We start from the raw sequence: 23,786 nt of genomic DNA on the forward strand, positions 1-23,786 counted from the left end.
CTAGAACGTCAGTTCGACGGAAATGGTGTCGGTGTAGGTGCCCGCCGGCAGTCCGGCCTTGCCCACCGCCTGACCGTAGATGTTCACGGTCTGGGCCACGCCAGTGCTGGCGGCGAGGTTGATGGTGCCGTCGATGGCCAGCAACTGCGAATGCCCCGCGTCGGTGTACAGGTCGTAGGGCACGTAGTTGGCGACGCCGTCGTACAGCGCCCGCGTTCCCCCGGCGGACTGCCCGTCGTGGGCGCCGGCCCGCACCTTGACCACCGGCGTGGTGCCGGCCGAACAGAGGATCGACAACGCACCGCCCCCGCCGCCCAGCACCTGCCCGGTGGCGGTGGTGAACAGGCTGTTGCTGGTGCCGAAGTTCAGGGCGCCGAAGTTCAGGCCGGACGAACCGCCCGAGCCGTTCACCTGGCAGCTGCTGATCAGGATCAGGCTGGAGGTGATCTGACCGGTGACCGTGGTGGCGGCGCCGGCGCTGGAGGCCAGCGTCAGGCCGAGCAGCGACAGGCCTATCCTTGATGCAAACGTACGCATGGTGTCCTTCCTCTACGGTTTACCAGTCGAGCGTCACCGTCAGGGTGTCGGTATAGACACCGGCAGGCAGCGCACGGGTGTTCGCCACCACCGAGCCAAACACCGGGATGGGTATCTGCGCACCGCTGGTGACAGCGAAATTGTGTTGTTGGCCGATGCTGTAGCTCTGGTGGCCCGAGGCATCGAGGAACAGTTGATAGGGAATGGTCTGACGGCCGTTGCTCAAGCGCCGGGTATTGCCGTCGCCGTGGGCACCGCCGTCGATGGTCACGGTGAAGCCGGTCACCGAGGGGTTGCAGGCGACATTGAGCCGACCGCTGCCCTGCTGGTCGATGCTGGCCTTGAGCGGGGCGTCCCAGGTCGGCCCCTGCCGGCCGAAGTCCAGCGAGCCGAAACCGTCGGCGGGGCTGCCGGGGCTCGCGGCGTTGGTCACCTCGCAGCCGGCGATCAGGGTCAGCCGCGCATGGATCTGCCCGCTGACCACCGCCTGCGCATCCTCGGCGAGCCACAGCAACCCGCCTGCGGCCACCATCAGCCAGTGCTTGCTTGTCATCGCGTGCGTCCCTACTCCTTCAGGTGGTTTCATCACCGCGCCCGACCTTGAGCGCCCTTCCCTTCGCACCCGAATCCGTCGGGCCCTTTACCGGTTGTCCTGCTGCGGACCGTCGCCTACCAGGTGACCGTCACCTTGATCAGATCCGAATAGCGACTGACCCGCGGCACCTCCGCCAGCCGTTCTATCCGCGCATACAGCGGAAGCTCCACCGTGCCGCTGTCCGGCACCCGCCCGCCGAGCGGCACGTTCACACCCAGCGGCACTTGCCGTGCGGCATCCCGGTACAGGCGATAAGGGATGGGTTTGCCGCCCGATGTCCCTGCCAGGTAGCGCACGTCGCCGACGCCGCCATGGAGCCCCCCGTCGATGCGGATCTGGTACGGCGTGTCCGGGTTGCATTCCAGCCGCGGCAATCGCCGGTCGGCGAGCGCAGCCCCCAGCGGCCCCGCCGGATCGTCCAGGCGTGCGGTGCTGCCGAAGTCCAGCACACCCGCTTGGCCGATGCCTGCCTCGCGTGGCTGGCCGATCAGGCGGCAACCGCGCTGCACGTCGACCCGCACCTCGACCTGCAGGTCGGCGGCTGGCAGCGGCGCCGCCAGTGCCCACAACGCGATCGTTTTCCATGCCGTCTTCAGTGCTGCCTTCACGGCCCTGATCCCTGTACGCGACCTGTGCGTCGCAACTGTGTTGAAGGTTAGCAATGGACGACGATTCCGCCAGTCGATTGGATCCAGCGTTCTGACGGGATTTGTTTCGAAAGATTGGCGAACGGTCGACAGTTGCCGCTATGAAAACCTGTACCCGCCGCAAGATGCTGTCCAACATCGGCGTTGCGCCGATGAACCGTGGTGGAAGGCAAACTACCCGTCTGGTTACACTACGCCGCCGAGCTCGGGGAGCCGGCCTGACCACGGAGAGCCCCCACAGTGTCCGCCCAACCGCCCGAACGCCCGCGCCTGACCCATCGCTGGTCGGCGCTGCGCCGCTTGTTCGGCAAGGGTGCCCCGGCCGGTGCCGGCCATTGCGCCGGTGCCCAGGCGATCCGCGACTACTTCCGGCACAAGGCCCACGGCCAGGGCTATACCCTCAGCCACAGCCAGCAGCGGGTCATCGACTGCATGGCGCGGCAAGCGGGCCTGTTGCTCGGCGCGACCGCGCAGACCCCGCCCAGCCTGTACCTCCACGGCGCCGTGGGGCGCGGCAAGAGCTGGCTGCTCGACGGTTTCTTCCAGGCGCTGCCGACCGAACGCAAGCGGCGCCTGCACTTCCATGAATTCTTCGCGCAACTGCATCAAGGCATGTTCAGCCACCGCGCGCAGGACGACGCCCTGGCCGCCACCCTGGACGACCTGCTGCACGGTTGCCGGGTGGTGTGCTTCGACGAATTCCATGTGCACGACATCGGCGATGCGATGCTTATCGCCCGTTTGTTCAAGGCCCTGTTCGAACGCGGCACCGTGCTGCTGGTGACGTCCAACTACCCGCCCGAAGGCTTGCTGCCCAACCCGCTGTACCACGCCCGGTTCAAGCCGGTGATCGATCTGATCAACGCGCGCATGCAGGTCATGGAAGTCGGCGGCCCCCATGATTACCGCAGCCAGGCCCGTCAGCACGCGCATCAGATATTCACCCAAGGCCATTACGTCTGGCCGGCGACCCCGGCGCAGCGCGAACGCCTGGGCCTGCCGCCGCGCGACGCCAAGCCGCAGCCATTGGCGGTGGGCAGCCGGCACGTCCGGGCCTGGCTGCTGGACCGGCGCCGCGTCGGCTTCACCTTCAGCGACCTGTGCGAACAGCCCACGGCGGTCATGGACTACCTGGAGCTGTGCCGGCGCTTCGACCACTGGATCATCGACGACCTGCCGGAGCTGGGCGAATGCTCCATCGCAGCCCAGCAGCGCTTCATCAACCTGATCGACGTGCTCTACGACCAGGACAAGCACCTGACGCTGCTGGGAAGCCTGCCCCTGCGCGAAAGCCTCGGCGGCCACGCCACCGACCTGGCCCGCACCCGCAGCCGGCTGGGGCAGCTGTCGGAAGTGCACGATCCCGCCTGAGCGGAGCAGGTTCCCTTGCATGAGCGGACTTGCCCGCGAAAACGGCGACAAGTTCGGCATCGATGCGCCAGACAGGTCGCCATCGCCAGCAGGCTGGCTCCCACAGGGAAGCTTCATGAGCCACAACACTGCGCCGGTTCCGATCTGCCGTTATCATGTCGCCCATTTCCGGTGCCCCGCGCGCCTTCCCTCTCAAAGCGGAACTGTTCATGCACACCCTTGCTCAATTGCGCGCCGGCGAGTTGTCGGGCATCACCCGGCTGGACCTTTGCGAAGGCCTGACCGAATTTCCCCGCGAGATCTTCGAGCTGGCGGACAGCCTGGAGGTGCTCAACCTCAGCGGCAATGCCTTGAGCAGCCTGCCGGACGACCTGCACCGCCTGCACCGCCTGCGGATCCTGTTCTGCTCCGACAACCGCTTCACCGAGCTGCCGGCCTGCGTCGGCCGCTGCGACACCCTGTCGATGGTCGGCTTCAAGGCCAACCGCATCACCCATGTGCCGGGCGCGGCGCTGCCGCCGAACCTGCGCTGGCTGATCCTCACCGACAACCGCATCGAGACCCTGCCGGACGAGCTGGGCGAGCGGCCCGCGCTGCAGAAACTGTTGCTGGCCGGCAACCGCCTCACCCGACTGCCGTCAAGCATGCAGGCCTGCCATCGGCTGGAGCTGATTCGCATCGCCGCCAACCGCTTCACCGAACTGCCGCAATGGCTGCTGACCCTGCCGGCCCTGACCTGGCTGGCCTACGCCGGCAATCCGCTGGAGACCGAGGCGGACTCGGCCGCGCTCGACGCAACGCCGGTGATCGACTGGTCGGCGCTGCGCCTTGAGCACAAGCTCGGCGAAGGCGCTTCAGGGGTCATCTCACGGGCGCTCTGGCAACGTGACGGTCAGTCGGACACGCCGGTGGCGGTCAAGCTCTACAAAGGGGAAATGACCAGCGACGGCTCGCCGCTGCATGAGATGAACGCCTGCATCACCGCCGGCCGACACCCGAACCTGATCCGCGTCGAAGGGCGTATCGGCCACCATCCGGAAGGTGCGCAAGGGCTGGTGATGCAACTGATCGATCCGCACTACCGCAACCTGGCCGCCTTGCCGAGCCTGGCGTCCTGCTCGCGGGACGTGTATGCCGACGACTGCCGATTCCATGCCGATGCCGCCCTGCGGGTCGCCCGCGGCATCGCATCGGTGGCCGAGCATCTGCACGGGCACGGCATCACCCATGGCGACCTCTACGGGCACAACATTCTGTTGAACGGTCAGGGCGATTGCCTGCTGGGGGACTTCGGTGCGGCGTCGTTCCATGCCACCGAGGACAACCTGGAGACCCGCGCGCTGCAACGCATCGAAGTGCGTGCGTTCGGGATCTTGCTGGGTGAATTGCTGGAGCGGATCGACTCGGGGTTGAGCGATGAACGGCGCGCGGCGCTTCAGGTGCTGGAGCAGCGCTGCTGCCAGCCGGACGTGCTGTCGCGGCCAGGCTTCAGCGAAGTGACGGCGCTGCTCGACAAGCTGTGAACACTCGATCGTGTGGCGAGGGCGCTTGCTCCCGTCGGACGGCGAGGCCGTCCCGGAAAGAGGCGACCGCTGCGCAGTCGAGCGGGAGCAAGCTCCCGCGCCACAGGCTGATCAGCCGGCCAGGCCGACGAACATGTCCTGCACGTCGTCGTGGTTGTCGAGGCCTTCCAGGAACGCTTCGACTTCGGCCATCTGCTCGGCGCTCAGGCCGCTGACCGGGTTCTTCGGCTGGTAGCCCAGCTTGGCCGACAGCACGGTGAAGCCTTGCTCCGGCAGGGCTTTCTGCACGGCGTCGAGGTCGGTCGGATCGGTCAGGAACAGGGTCGCGCCCTCTTCACCCGGCTCGAAATCCTGGGCACCGGCCTCGATGGCGGCCATTTCCGGATCGGCGTCCGGGGTGTCCGGCGACGCTTCGATCATGCCGACATGGTTGAAGTCCCACGACACCGAACCGGAAGCGCCCAGTTGACCCTTGCGGAAGGCCACGCGGATTTCCGCGACGGTGCGGTTGACGTTGTCGGTGACGCACTCGACGATCAGCGGCACCTGGTGCGGGGCGAAACCTTCGTAGGTCACGCGGTGGTACTGCACGGTCTCGCCCAGCAGGCCTGCGCCTTTCTTGATGGCGCGGTCCAGGGTTTCCTTGGGCATCGAGGCTTTCTTGGCCTGTTCGACCACCAGACGCAGGTGTGCGTTGGTGGCGGTATCGGCACCGTTGCGGGCAGCGATGGTGATTTCCTTCACCAGTTTGCCGAAGATCTTGCCCTTGGCGTTGGCTGCCGCTTCTTTGTGTTTAACCTTCCACTGTGCGCCCATTACTCACTCTCTTGATCTGTGGCGCCGAGACATCTATTGGCCGACGCAGGGGGCCAAGTTTATACGGCCTAAAGTCGGCAATCGACCAAAAAATCCATCGGCGGAATCGACATCTTCACCACTGCTTGTAGGGCGATTCGGAAAAGCCGGTTTGCCATGTCCATTCAGCACCACGGTTTCGTACCCTTTCACGCCCGTACCGTTCGACAGAATCGCCGCCCATGCACAACGACAAGGAAAGTCCCTTCACCCTGACATTGGCCGATGGCGCCCTGACGCTGCCGGTCTTGCGGTTCAGCGGCCGGGAAGCGCTGAACCAACCCTACCGCTTCGAGGTGGAAGCCATCGGCGTGACATCGGCCCTGGCGCCCGACGCCCTGCTGCACCAGCCGGCCTTTCTGAGGCTCAATGACCACCACGGCATCCATGGCACGATACACAGCGTCGGCTGCGAACACCGGGCCGTCCATCAGACCGGTTATCGGCTGGTGCTGGTGCCGCACCTGCAACGGCTCGACCAGGCGGCCCGCCGTCGGGTCTTCGTGAACCAAAGCGTGCCGGCGATCATCGAGCGGCTGTTGGCCGAGCATCGCCTGCCGGCCGCCGGTTACCGCCTGGAAATGACGGTGGGGCAGTACCCGCCTCGCCCGTTCTGCATCCAGTACGAGGAGACCGACCTGGCGCTGTTGCAGCGCCTGTGCGAGGAAGAAGGCATTCACTTTCACTTCGAACACCGGTGCGACGGCCATGTCGCCGTGTTCGCCGACGACAGCCTGAGCCTGCCGCCGGCGCCGGCGACCGTTGCGTTCGGCGCACAGGCCGGTGCGCCCCCTTCTGCCATCCGCGTTCTGTTCCAACGCCATGACGCGGTCTGCCCGCCCATGCCGCCCACTGTTCTCGAACGGGGGCACGGCAATTCAGACGGTGCAGCCGCCAACCATACGGTGCCGCCCCTGCCGACAGCGCCGGGCACTCGGTCTGCCGAGGCCCTCCATGCCGATCAACGCAGCCGTCGACATCTGCAGCGCCAACGTTGCGCAAACCGCTGCATCCAGGGCCAAAGCGATGCGACCGAACTGCGCAGCGGCCATCTGCTACTGGTGGCGGATCACCCGATGAGCACCTTCAACGAACAGTGGCTCATCACGGAACTGCGCCACCAAGGCCGGCAGCCGTCGATCCTGCAACCGGCGTCGCTCCCCCGTCATTACCGCAACGATTTCACCGCGCAACCCTGGTCGACCGAATACCGCCCGCCCCAGACCCGGCCCCGCCCCCGTATCCCGGGGTTTCAGCCGGCGCAAGTCGTCGGTGCGCCCGGAGCGCCTGCGCAGCTGGACGAACAGGGGTGCATGGCCGTGCACCTGTGGCCTGAGCAATGCCACGGCGCCGAACCCGGCGTCCTGTGGCTGGCGATCGCTTCGGCCACGGCCGCGGGCCAGATTGCCTGCGAACATTTGCCCTGCGCCGGCAGCCTGGTTTGGGTGAGTTTCCTGGACAGCGACCCGGACCGGCCGATTGTGTTTCTGGACGCCTGCCACACCCGGCCTGCGCCTTGCGTCACGCCTGCACCGGCCGACGGATTGCTGCTGGATTGGCTGCTCAACCGCGCGGCGCCTTCTTGAACGGTGCCGACGCTTTCTCTCAGGCCGGCGCGAGCGCCAGAAACGCCTGGATCAGACGCAGTTCCCGCCGCCGCTCCAGGCAGCCGATCATGTGCCGGTTCTCCAGCCCGTCCCCGGCCAGCGGCAGCGCCACCACCCGCGGGTCATGGCTGACCTCCACCGACGAGACCACGCCGACGCCCAGGTTCGCCGCCACCGCCTCGGTCACCGCTTCGCGGCTGTCCAGTTCCAGCAGCACCCGCGGCTGAACCGAGGCCTGCGCGCACGCGCCGTCGAAAGTGCGCCGGGTGATCGAGCCCGGCTCCCGCAGCACCATGATGACCTGATCCAACTCCTTGAGCGTCACGGCGCCCGAACGCACCGACCAAGGGTGCCCCGCCGGCACCAGCGCACAGATCCGCGACTCGCTCAACGCCTGCAAATGCAGGCCCTTGCGCGGTTCGACCTCGGTCAGCACCGCCACGTCGGCATGCTCGGACAGCAACGCGGCCAGGGTTTCCTGCGCGTTGCCCAAGCGCAGGTTCACCGTGATCCCCGGATACCGCTCCCGCAGCCTGGCCAGCATCGGCATGACCAGGTGCGGGCCGTCCGCCGCCACTTCCAGCCGGCCGGTGAGCAACTGGCGGTTGGCTTCGAGCATCACCTGGGCCTCCTCGGCGAGGCTGAACATGGCCCGGGTGATCGCCGCCAGCCGGGTACCCTCTTCGGTCAGTTCGACCCGCCGCGCAGTGCGGCGCAACAGGGTGATCTGGTAGTGCTCCTCCAGCGCCTTGATGTGCCCGGTGACCGCCGGCTGACTGATGAACAGCCGTGCGGCGGCCCGGGTGAAACTGCCTTCCCGGGCCACAGCGTCGAAGGCCCGGAGCTGGAACAGGTTCATGGATAACCCTCGCTGATGACTGGCATAACAACAAACAATTTGATTGATGGGCCGCCGAATTGCAACGTATGCCCCGTAGCTTCAGCCCACAGCACCCGCGCGAGGACACCCCATGAGTACCGCCGCCCCGATCCTGCTCACCCCAGGCCCGTTGACCACTTCGGCCCGCACCCGCCAGGCCCTGCTGGTGGACTGGGGTTCGTGGGACGAAGGCTTCAACCGGCTGACCGCCAGCCTCTGCGAACAGTTGCTGGCGATCGTCAACGGTGCCGACACGCATCACTGCGTGCCCCTGCAAGGCAGCGGCACGTTCGCCGTCGAAGCCGCCATCGGCACGCTGGTGCCCCGCGACGGCAAAGTGCTGGTGCTGATCAACGGCGCCTACGGCAAGCGTCTGGCGAAGATCTGCGAAGTCCTCGGCCGCCCGTTCAGCACCTTCGAAACCGCCGAAGACGAACCGACCACCGCCGCCGATGTCGACCGCCTGCTGCGCGCCGACAGCGCCATCACCCACGTGGCGCTGATCCACTGCGAAACCAGCACCGGCATCCTCAACCCGCTCGCGGACATCGCCGACGTCGTGCACCGCCACGGCAAACGCCTGATCGTCGATGCCATGAGTTCGTTCGGCGCCCTGCCGGTGGACGCGCAGCAGGTGCCGTTCGACGCACTGATCGCCGCCTCCGGCAAATGCCTGGAGGGCGTGCCGGGCATGGGTTTTGTGTTCGTCCGCAAGGAATCCCTGAGCGCTGCCGCCGGCAATTCCCACTCTCTGGCGATGGATCTGGCCGACCAGCACGCTTACAGGATGAAAACCGGCCAGTGGCGCTTCACCCCGCCGACCCATGTGGTCGCGGCGCTGCACGAAGCGCTGCTGCAATACAACGAAGAAGGCGGTCTGCCGGCGCGCCATGCGCGTTACGCCGCCAACTGCCGGGCGCTGCTGGACGGGATGGCCGGGCTGGGCCTGCGCAGTTTCCTGCCCGCCGCGATCCAGGCCCCGGTCATCGCCACCTTCCACGCGCCGAAGGATCCGCGCTACCGGTTCCAGGCGTTCTATGAACGGGTCAAGGCCAAGGGCTTCATCCTCTATCCCGGCAAGCTGACCCAGGTCGAGACGTTCCGCGTCGGCTGCATCGGCCATGTCACCCCGGCGCAGATGCGCGAGGCCGTCGCCGCCGTGGGCGAGGCGCTGCGCGAAATGGAAGTCTTCGACATCTGACCCTCACCCCACCTCCCCTGCAGGCGCGAGCCTGCTCGCGATGGCGGCCCGACATCCGCCGTCGGTGCCGACTGACCCGGCCCCATCGCGAGCGGTTCCGCGCCTACCTTTGAATCGCAACGCCAGCACAGGATTCCCATCATGAACTACACCGCCCCAACCCGCCTGCAAGCCGCCATCCTCGACTGGGCCGGCACCGTGGTCGACTTCGGCTCCTTCGCCCCCACCCAGATCTTCGTCGAGGCCTTCGCCGAGTTCGACGTCCAGGTCTCCATCGAAGAGGCCCGCGGGCCGATGGGCATGGGCAAGTGGGATCACATCCGCACCCTGTGCGACCTGCCGCAGGTCGCCGAGCGCTATCGCAAAGCGTTCGGCCGCGTCCCGACCGACGACGACGTGACCGCCATCTACAACCGCTTCATGCCGTTGCAGATCGAGAAGATCGCCGAACACTCGGCGCTGATCCCCGGCGCGCTGGACACCATCGCCCACTTGCGCGGGCAAGGGATCCGGATCGGCTCCTGCTCCGGCTATCCGAAGCAGGTGATGGACAAGGTCGCGGCCCTGGCCGCCGCCAACGGCTACGTCGCCGACCACGTGGTGGCCACCGACGAAGTGCCCAACGGCCGTCCTTGGCCGGCACAGGCCCTGGCCAACGTGATCGCGCTGGGCATCGAGGACGTCGCCGCCTGCGTGAAGATCGACGACACCGTGCCGGGCATCCTCGAGGGCCGCCGCGCCGGGATGTGGACCGTGGCGCTGACCTGCTCCGGCAACGCGCTGGGGCTGGACTACGCAGGCTTCCACGCCCTGGACAGCCAGACGCTCGCCAGCGAACGCAAGCGCATCCACGCCCTGTTCGAGGGTTCGCGCCCGCACTACCTGATCGACACCATCAACGACCTGCCCCCGGTGATCGCCGACATCAACCGGCGCCTGGCCAAAGGCGAGATGCCGCAGGGCCAATAAGCCTCAAAAAGCAAGAAGCACCACCCGAAACTTACATCAGGCGGTGCTCGTTAGTTGGTTTAAAGCCAAGTATCTTGTGATTTCGAGTCACTCTAAAGAGAGGTTCAATCAAACCAGCAAGTTGCCTCAGCCGTCATAACCAAGACCCTCCGGATATTTGATGGAGCCATCGGCAAGTTGCTCTGTTCCATCAGCCCAGACAATGCGTCCATCGGGATATTCAACCGTATCGTCCGGCCAGACGATTCGTCCGTCAGGATACTCGACCCGTCCGTCCGCGTACTGAACGATCCCGTCCGGACGAGTCACTGCACTCTGTTGCGCGTTGACCACACTGCCGTCGGTCAGCGTCACCGAGCCATCTTGGTTTTTCCGGCTGCCAAGGGCGTTGATCAAATTGATCACGGCCACCGGATCCACATTGACATTCAGTGTCGGCCACGGCATCGGTGGCCTGGCATTGACCGGCGCCACTGGCGGCTTGCCGCCCGGTGCCCCAGGCTTGACCGGCGCCGTAGGTTTGGCGGGAGGCTTGACCGGCGGCGCCGGCTTGACGGGGGCGGGTTTCACGGGGGTGGGTTTGACCGGCGGCTTCGTCGGGGGCACAGGCGGCTTGACCACCGGCTTGGTGGGCGACGTCACTGGGGGCTTGGGTGCAGAGCCCGTCGGCTTGGGCCGCGACAGCGGTGGCTTGGCCATCGCTCTTTTATGCAGAAGTTCCTTTTGTTTCTTATCGAGAAAGATACTGACAGTCATTTTAAAAAATCCCTTTATTTGATTAATGGCGCCTACGCTGGCGTCAATCCAATCAGTGCCAAACAACTTGCACCGACGACTGAGCACAACTTAATCGCTTGGCCGGCATCGTTCAAATCTCCCCATATACAAAACATGACCAACAACCTGTTACATCCAACATCATCCTAATATAACTGCCCCCTACAACTGACACTTCCTCCTGCCGGGCTTATGACAAAAACCTTAAACAATCTCAGGCGAAACCACGCCGACGCGATTACAGTTAAGGCATGCCGTCACAGAAAACGGCGCGCGTTGGCCCTGACCGTGAGGAAACAAGGTATGCCCTGGACAAGTTCCGAATCACGCTACAGCACTGTGTCAGTCCTGTTGCACTGGTTGATGCTCGCGCTGTTGGTGCTGGTGTACGCCAGCATGGAATTGCGCGGTTTCTTTCCCAAGGGCAGCGGCGGCCGCACGCTGATCCGCGAAGTGCACTACATGCTCGGCCTCACCGTGTTCGTGCTGGTGTGGTTCCGCCTGCTGGCCCGCAGCCTGGGCCCGGCACCGAAGATCTTTCCCGCGTCGCCGCAATGGCAGACCGCCCTCGCCCGGCTGATGCACTGGTTGCTGTACCTGTTCATGATCGCCATGCCGATCCTCGGCTGGCTGATCACCAGCGCCGAGGGCCATCAAGTGATGTTCTACGGTTTCGACCTGCCGCTGCTGGTGCATGAAGACAAGACGTTCGCCAAACAGGTGGAGCACTGGCATGTGCTGATCGGCAACATCGGCTACGGGCTGATCGGGGTGCATGCGCTGGCGGGGCTTTATCACCACTACGTGGTGGGCGACAACACGCTGCTGCGGATGATGCCCAAGCGCGGGTGATCGCCGCCGGGCGATTGCTTCGTTCGAAAGCGCTCAGCGCACCGCGAATCCCCTGCGCCCCTGCAATCCGCCAGTATGCACGAACACCAGCCGCGCGCCGGCGGGAAACCGGCCGGCCTCAACGGACTGTTCAAGCGCGAACAACGCCTTGCCGGTGTACAGCGGTTCCAGCGGAACGCCGCAGGCCCGCTCCGTGCGTTCGATGAACGCCAGCAAGGCCGCATCGACCTTGGCGAACCCGCCGCGGCTGGCGTCGATCAACGCGTAGAGCGGACTGTCCAGCCCGGCCTCGCGGACGATCGCCTCGACCTGCGGCGCCACGCCGTGATCGTCCGGTACCGCCAGCGCGCCGTGCACCGGTCGGGCACCCGCCTCGGCCAGCACCAGCCCGGCCAGGGTAGTGCCGGTGCCGCAGGCCAGCCACCACCCGTCGAAGCCGTCCCAACCGAGCGCGCCGAGCTGCGCGTCCACCTGTTCCTTCAACGCTGCGCAGCCCCGCGCGCCCGCCAGCCCTCCGCCGCCCTCCGGCACCGCCTGCAGCGTCGGATACTGCGCCCGCCATGGCGCCCAGAACCCCGGCTCATGCCGCGCCCGGTAACCGCCATAGCCGAGCCAGTGCAGTTGCATGCCGAAGGCCTTCAGATCGGTCACGGTGGGCGTGTCCTGCGGATGCCCGCGCAACAGGCCGACCGTGGCGAACCCCAGGCGCTTGCCCGCAGCGGCCAAGGCATGCAGATGATTGGAGTGGGCACCGCCGAGGCTGATGATGCCTTCGGCACCGGCCCGGTCGGCGGCCTTGAGGTGTTCGATGAGCTTGAACCACTTGTTGCCGCTGATCAGCGGGTCGATGCGGTCCAGGCGCAGGATCGCCGCCTCGATGCCGGCGCGGGCGAGCCAGTCGAGCTGCAGCCTTTGGAGCGGGGCCTGGGCGAGCCAGTGGGAGGGGGGAAGAAACATCGGTGCCGGTTCCGGAGAAAGAGCCGGCATCTTAAAGCAACTGTCACGGTCCTGCCGCGCGCCCACATGGCCTTGAGGTGAACACAGCGGCTGCATTCAACCCCAATCCCTGTGGGAGCCAGCCTGCTGGCGATGGCGTCAGTCCGGTCAACCTTTGCGCTGACCCTCAGACCGCTATCGCGAGCAGGCTCGCTCCCACAAGGCCAGCGCCGCGTCGGTCAGATCTCGGCCGCCAGGCGCGAACCCTGGTTGATCGCCCGCTTGGCGTCCAGCTCAGCCGCCACATCGGCGCCGCCGATCAGGTGCACGCTCTGCCCCGCCTCGACCAGACCGTCGTGCAGCTCGCGCAGCGGATCCTGGCCCGCGCAGATCACCACGTTGTCCACCGCCAGCACCTGTGGCTCGCCGGTCTCGCCGATGCGGATGTGCAGGCCTTCGTCGTCGATCTTCAGGTACTCGACGCTATTGAGCATCTGCACCTGCTTGTTCTTCAGACCGGTGCGGTGAATCCAGCCGGTGGTCTTGCCCAGGCCGTCGCCGACCTTGGATTTCTTGCGTTGCAGCAGGAACACCTCACGGGCCGGCGCATGGGGCGCGGCCTTGATCCCGGCCACGCCGCCGCGGGCCTCCAGGTGCGCATCGATGCCCCACTCCTTCCAGAACGCGGCACGGTCCTGGCTGGTGGCCACGCCTTCGTGCACCAGGAATTCCGACACGTCGAAACCGATGCCGCCGGCGCCGATCACCGCGACGCGCTTGCCGACCGGCTTGCGCTCCAGCAGCACATCCAGGTAGCTCAGCACCTTGCCGTTCTCGACGCCCGGGATCGCCGGCACCCGCGGCGCAATGCCGGTGGCCAGGATGATCTCGTCGTAGCCGCCGTCCACCAGTTGCGCCACATCGACGCGGGTGTTCAGGCACAGCTCGACATGCGTGGTCTGCAGCTTGCGCTTGAAGTAGCGCAGGGTCTCGTAGAATTCTTCTTTGCCCGGCACGCGCTTGGCGACGTTGAACTGGCCGCCGATCTCGCTGGCCGAATCGAACAGCGTCACCTGATGCCCGCGCTCGGCGGCCACCGTGGCGGCCGACAGCCCGGCAGGCCCTGCGCCGACCACGGCGATCTTCTTGACCTGCCGCACCGGCACATAGTTGAGCTCGGTTTCGTGGCAGGCGCGCGGGTTGACCAGGCAACTGGTGAGCTTGCCGCCGAAGGTGTGGTCCAGGCACGCCTGGTTGCAGCCGATGCAGGTGTTGATCTCGTCGGCACGGCCTTCGGCGGCCTTGTTGACGAAGTCGGGGTCGGCCAGGAACGGACGGGCCATCGACACCATGTCGGCATCGCCCTCGGCGAGGATCTGCTCGGCGACTTCCGGGGTGTTGATGCGGTTGGTGGTGATCAGCGGAATGCTCACCGACCCGCGCAGCTTGGCCGTGACCTTGCTGAACGCGGCGCGCGGCACCTTGGTGGCGATGGTCGGGATCCGCGCTTCGTGCCAGCCGATACCGGTGTTGATGATGGTCGCACCGGCCTGCTCGATGGCCTTGGCCAGTTGGACGATCTCTTCCCAGGTGCTGCCGCCCTCGACCAGGTCGAGCATCGACAGGCGGAAAATGATGATGAAGTTCGGGCCGACCGCCTCACGCACCCGGCGCACGATCTCCACCGGCAGGCGCATGCGGTTCTCGTAGCTGCCGCCCCAGCGGTCGGTGCGGTGATTGGTGTGGGCCGCCAGGAACTGGTTGATGAAGTAGCCTTCGGAACCCATGATTTCCACGCCGTCGTATTCGGCGGTCTGGGCCAGCACCGAGCAGGTGACAAAGTCGCGGATCTGCTTCTCGATGCCTTCCTCGTCCAGCTCTTTGGGCTTGAACGGGTTGATCGGCGCCTGGATCGCGCTCGGCGCGACCTGCTTGGGGCTGTAGGCGTAACGGCCGGCATGGAGGATCTGCATGCAGATCTTGCCGCCCGCCTCGTGCACGGCACGGGTGACGATGCGGTGCTTGAGCGCCTCTTCTTCGGTGGTCAGCTTGGCCGCGCCGGAGTACACGCCGCCCTCGTCGTTCGGGCCGATGCCGCCGGTGACCATCAGGCCCACGCCGCCACGGGCACGCTCGGCGAAATAGGCCGCCATGCGCTCGAAACCGCCCGGCTTCTCTTCAAGCCCGGTGTGCATCGAGCCCATGAGGGTGCGGTTGCGCAACGTGGTGAATCCCAGGTCCAGCGGGGCCAGCAGGTGCGGGTAGTGAGCGGCGGTCATCGGTAACTCCACAGCGAGCGTTCACGGAAAAGTGCGGGAGCTCTGCGTCCCCCGTCAGTCATGTTCGACAGACTAAGAGTCGCATCCCTGTCACTCAATGACCGTAACTGACAAGTTATTGATCCAAATGCGCAGCGGCCCTTGGCAAGCACCGGCGCGGGCCCTACCCTAGTCGCACACCCTGCACCCGGCTGTCGTTGGTCTTCATGCGCAAACTTCTGTACCTGACTTTTTCCATGGTCATCATCGCCGCCCTTGCCTGGTACGCGATGTGGACCGCCGACCGCCCGATGGGCCATTACCTGTCGGACCTGCGCATCCGGCTGGCGGTCGACCAGGGCACCCCCGCCGACCGGGGCAACCTGCTGGGGATCCAGCCGGAGCTGTTCCCCACCGACTACCAAAGCACCGAGCGCCTGCACCGCAAGCTCGCCGCCTATCTGCAACAGGCCCAGGACCAAGGCCTGCTCAACGAGAAAACTGTGGTGGTGCTGCCCGAGCACGTCGGCACCTGGCTGATGATCAGCGGCGAGAAAGACGAGCTGTACCAGGCCGCCACCCTCCCCGAAGCCATGAACTGGCTGGCGGCGAGCAACCCCTTGCAGTTCGCCCGCGCCTGGCTCAGCGCCCGGGGCGACAGCCGGCTGGACGACGCCCACCTGCGCATGAAGTCCCGGGCCATGGCCCGGGACTACCAGGCCCTGTTCGGCGGCCTGGCCAAGGAGTTCCGCGTCACCCTGGTGGCCGGCTCGATCGTGCTGCCGGAACCCAGCGTCATCGACGGCCAGCTCAAGGCCGGCGGCGGCGCGCTGTTCAACAGCAGCGTGGTGTTCGGCCGCGACGGCGCGCCGATCGGCCAACCGCAGCGGCAGATGCGCCCGATCTTCGAGCAGAGCGAAACCGGACCCTCGCAGGCCCCGTCACCGGTCACGGTGGTCGACACGCCCGCCGGGCGCCTCGGCGTGCTGATCGGCAACGACAGCTGGTATCCGGACAACTACCGCAGGCTCGACGAACAAGGCGCACAACTGGTGGCGGTGCCCGCCTTCGTCGTCGGCCATGGCGCCTGGGAACTGCCCTGGCGCGGCTATCAGGGGGCGGACGCACCGCACTCGGTGCCTCTCAAGCCCGGCGAGGTCAGCGAAGGCCAGGCCTGGCACCGCCTGACGCTCACCGCGCAGTCGCCCGGCAGCCGTGCGGCGGCCGGCATCAGCGTGTTCCTGCGCGGCCAGTTCTGGGACAAACCGGCCACCGGCCAAAGTTTCCTGAGCAGCAACGGCCAGCAATTCACCGACGGCGACGCCCGCGGCGCGCGCCTGCTCAACCTCTGGCTGTAGCCATGAAGCCGCTGCCGATGCGCCTCGGGGATCTGTCGGTGGGTTTCGTCCACAGCCTGGCCGACGCCATGCGCAGCCACGGCACCGACCCTCAGCCCCTGCTTGAACAGTACGGCCTGGATCCCGCCCGCCTCGCCGAGGCCGGCGCGCGCCTGTCGATCCCCCGCTACATGCGCCTGGGCCACGGGGCGATCCAGTTGACCGGCGATGCGGCGCTCGGCTTGCGCATGGGCCGGCTCAGCCGCCTCAGCCAGGCCGGGCTGGCCGGGGTCACGGCGGCCCAGGCGCCCACCGTGCGCGAAGCCGCCCGCTGCCTGATCCGCTTCGAAGCGCTGTACGGCTCCAACTACCGCGGCCAATCGAGCTTCCACGAAGACACCGACGGCGCCTGGCTGCGCTTCTACTCGATCAGCCCGTACAACGCCTACAACCGCTTCGTGGTGGACTCGATCATCGCCGGCTGGCTGCAGCAGCTCTCCAGCGTCAGCCCCGAACCGCTGCATGCGGAGCGGATCGAGATCGAGTTCGACGCGCCGGATTACCGTGAGGCCTACTCACAGCTCGGCGACTGTACGATCCAGTTCGGCGCCCAGCAGAATCAGCTGCGCCTGAGCCTGGACAGCCTCGCCCAACGCAATCCGGAACACTGCCCGAGCACCTGGCGGCACCTGCTGCAATTGTGCGAAAGGGAGTTGGAGCAGTTGACCCGCACCCGCAGCCTGCGTGAACGCATCACGCAACTGCTGGGGCCGTTGCTCAATGGCGGCCGGGAACCCGACCTCGAAGAAGTTGCGGCACGCCTGAAGCTGCCGACCTGGACCCTGCGCCGCAAGCTGGCCGAGGAAGGCACGCAGTTTCGCGCCATTCTCAACGACACCCGCCGCGACTTGGCCATGACCTACATCCGCGACACCGAACTGGCGTTCGGCGAAATCGCCTACCTGCTGGGCTTCGCCTCAGCCGAAGCCTTCCAGCGCGCGTTCAAGCGCTGGACCGGCCAGACGCCGGGCGAGTTCCGCCGCAGTCACCGCAAGACGGCCTGAAGCGCCAGGCCGGTGCCTCAGAGCTCGGTGGCGTCTTCGGCCGGCTCCGGCGAGTCCAGTTCAAAGGCCTGCGACTCGAGCAGCTCTTCTTGATAGTCATCCATCGTGTGATCCCCCGCTTGCCGAAAATGGTCTGAAGAACAGACCCGTGCGCCGAGCTTAAAGTGCCCGCATGAAGGAAAAATGAAACACCGCCTTCATGAAACTAACGTAGCAGCCGGAGGGGAATTTATCGCGGTTTTTTGCGGCGCCGTTGCAGGAGCGAACCGACCCGCTCCTGCCCGTGTCACTGGCCGGCGGGCAGCGCCGAAATCGGCTCGGACGGCGGCGCCAGGTTTGCAGGGTTGGCCGGCGGCGTGACGGCCTCCGTGGCGGGCGCAGGTTCCGCGCTCGGCGACGGTGTGACCGGTGCCGTTTCGGCGGTCGGGGTCACCGGTTGCGCACTGACGGGCGTCGCCTCGGCAGGTGCTGGCGCCGCCTCAGGCGCAGCCGGCGTGGCCTGCACCGCCGGAGCGGGGGCCGGTGCCGCCACAGGCTCTGCGGCCGGTGCAGGCGTTTCGGCCGCCGGCGTCGTTTTGGCCTCAGGCACGCCCAGGTCGGTCTTCGGCTTCTCGGTGATGTGCGCTGCCTTCTTGGCGTCCGCCGGCAGGAACAGCTCGACCAACGTGAAGAAACGCTCATAGAACTTCTGCGACGACACCGTCTCGCTGGCCACCTTCACCATCGAATCGTCCGACGAGCCGATCGGCATCGACACCGAACCCAGCACGCCCACCCCCAGGCTGGCGGAGTTGTTGGTCTTCTTCAGCGCGTAGCGGTCCTGCAGGGCGTTGGCGAACACCGTCGCGTGATGGCCGACGCTGCTGTCTTCGGCGCACACGACGTTGAAGCTGATTTCCAGGTGGCTCTCGCCGGTCTGCTGGAAACTCTTGTGGCCGCTGACCAGTTTCGGGTCGCTGCTGGTGATGATGTAGCCCTGGCTGAGCAACGCACGGCGCGCCGCTTCGCAACTGGCGGTGTCGCTCACCGGATAGTTGCGCGAGAACGTGCCGGAGTCATCGAAGTTCTCATGCTCGTAAACGGGCTTGTCCTTGGAGCAGCCGGCAGCGGCGGTCAGCAACAGCGCCAACCCGAAGAAACGCACGGGTATTGAATTCAACATTGAACATCCTGAGGGAAAAACGGTCCGGGGCGTATTGTGCATCAGATCGCCACCCCGCGGCGCATGGATTAGTGTCTTGAATCGGTTACAACTGTACCGGTCATGGGTGGCCGGAAAAAGTCGCACCGACAAACGTACGATGAAAAAACTGTCATCCGCCGCCCGGCGGAAACGAAAAGGCCCCGGATTCTCATCCGGGGCCTGACGTTTTGCGCTCAACCGAACATCAGTAACGCTTGATGTCCGCCTGGCCTTCCAGCTGCTTGCGGTAAGCCGCGAAGTCTTGCTGGCCCTCGCGCGAGGCGAGGAAGCGGCGGTACTGCGCCTTCTCTTCTTCGGTCGGCGCGGCGCCTTCGTTCACGCCGTTCAGGCGCACGATGGTCACGCCGCCGTCCGGCAGGGTGATGCTGCTGAAGGTCGGCTTGTCCTTGGCGGCCGGCTTCGGCATGCGGAACAGCGCTTGCAGCACCGCCGGATCGACGCCTTCCTGGGCACGGGTGGCCGCTTCGGTCACTTTCCAGCCCTGACCGTCCACCGCCTTGTCGGCCGGTGCCTTGCCGTCACGCAGGCTGGCGATCAACTGATCGGCACGGGTCTTGGCGGCAGCGCTGGCATGCTCCTTGACCAACTGGGTGCGGATAGCCGCAGACACGCTTTCCAGCGGCAGTTGAGCAGGCTTGAGGTGCTCCTTGGCGCGCAGCACGATCACGGTTTCCGGATCCAGCTCGATGGCGGTGCTGTTGGCGCCGTCATCCAGCACTTCGGTGCTGAACGCAGCCGTCACCACGGCACGGTTGGCGGCAACGCCTTCACCGCCCTCACGGCCGAACGGCTTGGAGGTGTGCACGGTCAGCTTCAGATCCTGCGCCGGCTGGGCCAGGTCGGAGGATTCGAACGAAGAGTCTTCCAGTTGCTTGGTCGCCTCGACGAAACGCTGCTCGACCTGCTGGGCCTTCAGCTCGCGGGTCAGCTTGTCCTTCAGGCTCGCCAGCGTCGGCACTTCCGGCGCCTCGACGCCCAGCAGCTTGATCAGGTGGAAACCGAAATCGGTGCGCACCGGTGCGGACACCTGATCCTTGGCCAGCGAGTACAAGGCTTTCTCGAACGCCGGGTCGTAGACGCCGGGACCTGCATAGCCCAGGTCGCCGCCGTTGTTGGCCGAACCCGGATCCTGCGAGAACTCCTTGGCCAGCGCTTCGAACTTCTCGCCCTTGGCCAGACGTGCCTGGATGTCTTCGATCTTCGCCTTGGCCTGGGCCTCGGTGGTCTTGCCGTTGACTTCGATCAGGATATGCGCCGCACGACGCTGTTCCGACAGGTTGGCGATCTCTTTCTGATAGGCCGCCTGCAGGTCTTCGTCCTTGACGGACACCTGGTCGAAGAACGAGGCCTTTTTCAGTTCCAGGTAATCGATGACCACTTGATCCGGGGTCATGAATTCCTTGGCGTGCTCGTCGTAGTAAGCCTTGACCTCGTCATCGGTCAGCTTGACGGCAGCCGGGTCGGCCTTGACGCTCAGCGCCGCGAAGTCGCGGGTCTGCTTCTCCAGGCGGGCGAACGCCAGCACCTGGGCGTCGGTGACGAAGCCGCTGCCGGCGACGCCGGCGCGCAGTTGGCCGATCAGCATTTCCTGGGCCAGCATCTGGCGGAACTGCATGCGACTGTAACCCAACTGGCGGATCACCTGGTCGAAGCGCTCGGAGCTGAACTTGCCGTCCACCTGGAACTCAGGCGTCTGCAGGATCACCTGATCCAGCGCAGCTTCCGAAAACGCGAACTTCGACTGTTCAGCGCCTTGCAGCAGCAGCTTACGGTCGATCAGGCCCTTAAGGGCCGAATCGCGCAACAGTTTTTCGTCGAGCAGAGAAGCGTCGAAATCCTTGCCCAGCTGTTGCATCAGCTGACGGCGCTGCATGTCGACGGCTTGGCTCAGCTCGTTCTGGCTGATTTCTTCGCCATTGACCTTGGCTGCCTCATTCTTGTGAGTGGCAGCCTTGAAAATGGCGTCGAAACCGGTCAGAGCCATCAGTACGACGATGACTCCGATGATGGTCTTGGCAATCCAGCCTTGTGAATTGTCCCTGATGTTCTGCAGCATGCGTCCCCCAGAAACGGTTGTACTTCAGAGTGGGCAACCGTGGAGCGTGGGTAGAATCCGGATAGAAGAAAGGCGCACCCGAGGATGCGCCTTCTCGAAACTGGCGGAGCGGACAGGGCTCGAACCCTCGATCCCGGCGTGGCAGGCAACGCTTCGGCTCGCCTGCCCTACCGCCCCGCTGCCAAGTCAGGCATGACCCCGACCCGGATGGGTAAAAACCTGAATCGAACTCAGTTGACAGCTTCTTTCAGGGCTTTACCGGCTTTGAAACCTGGCTTTTTAGCAGCAGCGATTTGCAGCGTCTTGCCGGTCTGTGGGTTGCGACCAACGCGAGCTGGACGATCGGTCACGGAGAAAGTGCCGAAGCCAACCAGAACAACGGAGTCGCCAGCCTTCAGAGCGCCAGTGACGGATTCGATTACAGCGTCCAGCGCACGGCCAGCAGCAGCTTTCGGGATATCAGCGGATGCAGCGATAGCATCAATCAGTTCCGACTTGTTCACTCTAAGTCCCCTTATATCTATTTGAGTATGATTCTAAGTTTTTTGGTGAAAGCAAAAACGAGTGCTGAATGGCCTACAGACACTTAAGAGCCGCTTTATAACAAGGGCTCTAAAAAGCTGTCAAGGAAGCCCCCCAGGCAAATGCGTACTAATGCGTGCTAATTCTTTCCTTAGAGTCAGACTCACGTTTTTCGTCCTTGGCAACTATCTCCGGAGCCACATCCGGCAAGGGCTCCGGCGCGTATTGCAGCGCAATTTGCAGGACTTCGTCAATCCATTTAACCGGTTTGATCTGCAGATCCTGCTTGATATTGTCCGGAATTTCCTTCAGATCGCGCACGTTCTCTTCCGGGATAATGACGATCTTGATTCCGCCGCGGTGGGCCGCCAGCAGCTTCTCCTTCAGCCCGCCGATGGCCAGCACCTGGCCGCGCAGGGTGATCTCGCCGGTCATGGCGACATCGGCACGCACAGGAATGCCCGTCAAAGCCGACACCAGGGCGGTGCACATGCCTACACCGGCGCTCGGGCCGTCTTTCGGGGTCGCCCCTTCCGGCATGTGGATGTGGGTGTCGCGCTTCTCGTGGAAGTCCAGCGGAATGCCCAGGCTCTTGGCGCGGCTGCGCACCACGGTCTGGGCCGCGGTGATCGATTCGACCATGACGTCGCCCAGCGAACCGGTCTTGATCAGCTGCCCTTTGCCCGGCACGACAGCGGCTTCGATGGTCAGCAATTCGCCGCCGACCTGAGTCCAGGCCAGGCCAGTCACCTGTCCGATCTGATCCTGCTGTTCGGCCAGGCCGTAGCGGAACTTGCGCACGCCCAGGAAATGCTCCAGCAGGTCAGCTGTCACTTTCACCGAGAAACGTTTTTCCAGCGCGTGCTCCTTGACCGCCTTGCGGCAGACCTTGGCGATCTGGCGTTCCAGACCGCGCACACCGGCTTCACGGGTGTAGTAACGGATGATGTCGCGGATCGCTTCCTCGTCGAACTCCAGCTCGCCCTTCTTCAGGCCGTTGGCCTGGATCTGCTTCGGCGACAGGTATTTGACCGCGATGTTGATCTTCTCGTCCTCGGTGTAGCCCGGCAGACGGATCACTTCCATCCGGTCCAGCAGCGCCGGCGGGATGTTCATCGAGTTGGAGGTGCACAGGAACATTACGTCGGAGAGGTCGTAGTCGACTTCCAGATAGTGGTCGTTGAAGTTGTGGTTCTGCTCCGGATCGAGCACTTCCAGCAACGCCGACGCCGGGTCGCCCCGCATGTCGCTGCCCATCTTGTCGATTTCATCGAGCAGGAACAGCGGGTTGCGGACACCCACCTTTGTCATCTTTTGAATCAATCTTCCTGGCATCGAACCGATGTAGGTCCGACGGTGACCACGGATTTCCGCTTCGTCACGCACACCGCCCAAGGCCATGCGCACGAACTTGCGGTTGGTGGCATGGGCGATCGACTCCGCCAGCGAGGTCTTGCCCACGCCCGGAGGACCGACCAGGCACAGCACCGGGCCACGGATCTTCTTCACGCGCTTCTGCACGGCGAGGTATTCGAGGATGCGTTCCTTGACCTCTTCGAGGCCGTAGTGGTCGGCATCAAGAATGTCTTCGGCGCGGGCCAGATCCAGGCGTACCTTGCTCTGGGCCTTCCACGGCACCTGCACCAGCCAGTCGATGTACGAGCGCACCACCGTGGCTTCGGCGGACATCGGCGACATCTGCTTGAGCTTGTTCAGCTCGGCGGTCGCCTTGGCCAGGGCGTCTTTCGGCAAGCCAGCGGCGTCGATGCGCTTCTTCAGGTCCTCGACTTCGTTGTGGCCTTCGTCGCTGTCGCCGAGCTCTTTCTGAATGGCCTTCATTTGCTCATTCAAGTAGTACTCGCGCTGACTGCGCTCCATCTGTTTCTTGACCCGGCCGCGGATGCGCTTCTCGACCTGCAGCAGGTCGATTTCGGCGTCCAGCAGCGCCAGGACGTGCTCGACCCGGGCCGACAGGTCGACGATCTCCAGGATCTCCTGCTTCTGCTCGATCTTGAGCGCCATGTGCGCGGCCATGGTGTCCACCAGGCGGCCCGGCTCGTCGATGCTGTTGAGCGACGACAGGACTTCGGCTGGGACTTTCTTGCCCAACTGCACATATTGTTCGAACTGCGACAGCAGGCTGCGCACGAACACTTCGGATTCACGCTCGGCGGCGTCGGTCTCTTCGATGAGCGACACTTCGGCGCGGCAGTGACCGTCGACTTCGCTGAAACGCTCGACGGTGCCGCGCTGCTCGCCTTCGACCAGCACCTTGACCGTGCCGTCAGGCAGCTTGAGCAATTGCAGAACGGTGGCGATGGTGCCTACGCGGTAGAGAGCCTCTTCGCCGGGATCGTCGTCGGCCGGGTTTCTCTGGGCCAGCAGCAGGATCTGCTTGTCGCCCGCCATCGCTGCCTCGAGGGCTTCGATGGACTTCTCGCGCCCCACGAACAGTGGGATAACCATGTGCGGATAGACCACGACATCACGCAATGGCAGGAGAGGCAATTCGATGGTTGTCTTCATGATTTCGCCTCTGCGTCGGCCAGATGGCCGTAAAAGGATGGAAGTAAGCTTGAAACCAAGATGGGGGCT

The 23,786-nt window shown here is 65.1% G+C and carries 20 protein-coding genes; 8 read left to right on the forward strand and 12 right to left on the reverse strand.

Going from position 1 to position 23,786, the window contains the following annotated elements; translation table 11 throughout:
• The 3 genes from CAG41_RS10155 to CAG41_RS10165 all read right to left on the reverse strand — a co-directional run bounded on the left by CAG41_RS10155 (position 1) and on the right by CAG41_RS10165 (position 1,701).
• Positions 1-537 carry a spore coat protein U domain-containing protein gene (locus tag CAG41_RS10155; RefSeq protein WP_085579681.1) on the reverse strand — a complete coding sequence of 179 codons (537 nt, stop codon included), beginning with the start codon at positions 535-537 and terminating at the stop codon, positions 1-3.
• A gap of 19 nt (positions 538-556) precedes the next feature.
• Complete coding sequence (locus CAG41_RS10160) at positions 557-1,090, reverse strand: spore coat U domain-containing protein (protein ID WP_085630598.1); 534 nt, start codon at positions 1,088-1,090, stop codon at positions 557-559.
• A 116-nt stretch (positions 1,091-1,206) separates the two neighbouring features.
• Complete coding sequence (locus tag CAG41_RS10165) at positions 1,207-1,701, reverse strand: spore coat U domain-containing protein (protein ID WP_256582553.1); 495 nt, start codon at positions 1,699-1,701, stop codon at positions 1,207-1,209.
• 318 nt (positions 1,702-2,019) lie between these two features.
• Here CAG41_RS10165 and zapE point away from each other — a divergent pair, with 318 nt between their 5' ends.
• Positions 2,020-3,150 carry a cell division protein ZapE gene (zapE, locus tag CAG41_RS10170; protein WP_085579677.1) on the forward strand — a complete coding sequence of 377 codons (1,131 nt, stop codon included), beginning with the start codon at positions 2,020-2,022 and terminating at the stop codon, positions 3,148-3,150.
• Between the two features lie 209 nt (positions 3,151-3,359).
• Entirely contained in the window at positions 3,360-4,673 is a 1,314-nt protein-coding gene (locus tag CAG41_RS10175; RefSeq protein WP_085579675.1) for a leucine-rich repeat-containing protein kinase family protein, read from the forward strand.
• A 111-nt stretch (positions 4,674-4,784) separates the two neighbouring features.
• Here CAG41_RS10175 and CAG41_RS10180 read toward each other — a convergent pair whose 3' ends face one another.
• Positions 4,785-5,489 (reverse strand): YebC/PmpR family DNA-binding transcriptional regulator, encoded by a 705-nt coding sequence (locus CAG41_RS10180; RefSeq protein WP_085630602.1) that lies wholly within the window; start codon positions 5,487-5,489, stop codon positions 4,785-4,787.
• A 221-nt stretch (positions 5,490-5,710) separates the two neighbouring features.
• Between CAG41_RS10180 and CAG41_RS10185 the strand changes: the two genes are divergently transcribed.
• Positions 5,711-7,114 carry a type VI secretion system Vgr family protein gene (locus CAG41_RS10185; RefSeq protein WP_085706954.1) on the forward strand — a complete coding sequence of 468 codons (1,404 nt, stop codon included), beginning with the start codon at positions 5,711-5,713 and terminating at the stop codon, positions 7,112-7,114.
• A 19-nt stretch (positions 7,115-7,133) separates the two neighbouring features.
• Here CAG41_RS10185 and CAG41_RS10190 read toward each other — a convergent pair whose 3' ends face one another.
• Complete coding sequence (locus CAG41_RS10190) at positions 7,134-7,994, reverse strand: LysR substrate-binding domain-containing protein (RefSeq protein ID WP_085706955.1); 861 nt, start codon at positions 7,992-7,994, stop codon at positions 7,134-7,136.
• A 112-nt stretch (positions 7,995-8,106) separates the two neighbouring features.
• Here CAG41_RS10190 and CAG41_RS10195 point away from each other — a divergent pair, with 112 nt between their 5' ends.
• Together CAG41_RS10195 and phnX are read left to right on the forward strand one after the other, a co-directional pair.
• Positions 8,107-9,216: a 2-aminoethylphosphonate--pyruvate transaminase gene (locus CAG41_RS10195; RefSeq protein ID WP_085706956.1), complete on the forward strand. Its 1,110-nt coding sequence runs from the start codon at positions 8,107-8,109 to the stop codon at positions 9,214-9,216.
• Between the two features lie 141 nt (positions 9,217-9,357).
• Positions 9,358-10,185 (forward strand): phosphonoacetaldehyde hydrolase, encoded by an 828-nt coding sequence (gene phnX / locus CAG41_RS10200; RefSeq protein WP_085706957.1) that lies wholly within the window; start codon positions 9,358-9,360, stop codon positions 10,183-10,185.
• Positions 10,186-10,311: 126 nt separating this feature from the next.
• Here the strand turns inward: phnX and CAG41_RS28270 are convergent, their stop codons facing one another.
• Positions 10,312-10,941, reverse strand: coding sequence for a hypothetical protein (locus CAG41_RS28270; RefSeq protein WP_139834965.1), 630 nt, complete (start codon positions 10,939-10,941; stop codon positions 10,312-10,314).
• Between the two features lie 324 nt (positions 10,942-11,265).
• Here CAG41_RS28270 and CAG41_RS10215 point away from each other — a divergent pair, with 324 nt between their 5' ends.
• Complete coding sequence (locus CAG41_RS10215; protein ID WP_085579660.1) at positions 11,266-11,814, forward strand: cytochrome b; 549 nt, start codon at positions 11,266-11,268, stop codon at positions 11,812-11,814.
• Between the two features lie 33 nt (positions 11,815-11,847).
• On the opposite strand, the gene CAG41_RS10220 is transcribed toward CAG41_RS10215, so the two are convergent.
• The gene (locus CAG41_RS10220; RefSeq protein WP_085706960.1) at positions 11,848-12,771 is read right to left on the reverse strand and encodes a 1-aminocyclopropane-1-carboxylate deaminase/D-cysteine desulfhydrase; all 924 of its coding nucleotides are present in this window, start codon (positions 12,769-12,771) and stop codon (positions 11,848-11,850) included.
• Between the two features lie 218 nt (positions 12,772-12,989).
• A complete protein-coding gene (locus tag CAG41_RS10225) occupies positions 12,990-15,029 on the reverse strand; it encodes an FAD-dependent oxidoreductase (protein ID WP_085630612.1) in 2,040 nt (679 codons plus the stop codon).
• Positions 15,030-15,235: 206 nt separating this feature from the next.
• On the opposite strand from CAG41_RS10225, the gene CAG41_RS10230 reads away from it, so the two are divergent.
• Positions 15,236-16,366 carry a nitrilase-related carbon-nitrogen hydrolase gene (locus tag CAG41_RS10230; protein ID WP_085637825.1) on the forward strand — a complete coding sequence of 377 codons (1,131 nt, stop codon included), beginning with the start codon at positions 15,236-15,238 and terminating at the stop codon, positions 16,364-16,366.
• A 2-nt stretch (positions 16,367-16,368) separates the two neighbouring features.
• Positions 16,369-17,409, forward strand: a complete 1,041-nt coding sequence (locus CAG41_RS10235) for an AraC family transcriptional regulator (RefSeq protein WP_085706961.1) — start codon at positions 16,369-16,371, stop codon at positions 17,407-17,409.
• Positions 17,410-17,695: 286 nt separating this feature from the next.
• Here the strand turns inward: CAG41_RS10235 and CAG41_RS10240 are convergent, their stop codons facing one another.
• From CAG41_RS10240 to lon, 4 genes are all read right to left on the reverse strand, one after another.
• On the reverse strand, positions 17,696-18,571 hold the full coding sequence (locus CAG41_RS10240) for a DUF2242 domain-containing protein (protein WP_085579652.1): 876 nt from the start codon (positions 18,569-18,571) through the stop codon (positions 17,696-17,698).
• A gap of 226 nt (positions 18,572-18,797) precedes the next feature.
• A complete protein-coding gene (locus CAG41_RS10245) occupies positions 18,798-20,669 on the reverse strand; it encodes a SurA N-terminal domain-containing protein (RefSeq protein WP_085579650.1) in 1,872 nt (623 codons plus the stop codon).
• A 230-nt stretch (positions 20,670-20,899) separates the two neighbouring features.
• A complete protein-coding gene (locus tag CAG41_RS10250; protein ID WP_008077714.1) occupies positions 20,900-21,172 on the reverse strand; it encodes an HU family DNA-binding protein in 273 nt (90 codons plus the stop codon).
• 148 nt (positions 21,173-21,320) lie between these two features.
• Positions 21,321-23,717, reverse strand: coding sequence for an endopeptidase La (lon, locus tag CAG41_RS10255; RefSeq protein ID WP_085579648.1), 2,397 nt, complete (start codon positions 23,715-23,717; stop codon positions 21,321-21,323).
• Positions 23,718-23,786 lie beyond the last annotated feature (69 nt).

The sequence above is a fragment of the Pseudomonas sp. B35(2017) genome (assembly GCF_002113645.1).
Classification (GTDB): domain Bacteria; phylum Pseudomonadota; class Gammaproteobacteria; order Pseudomonadales; family Pseudomonadaceae; genus Aquipseudomonas; species Aquipseudomonas ekonensis.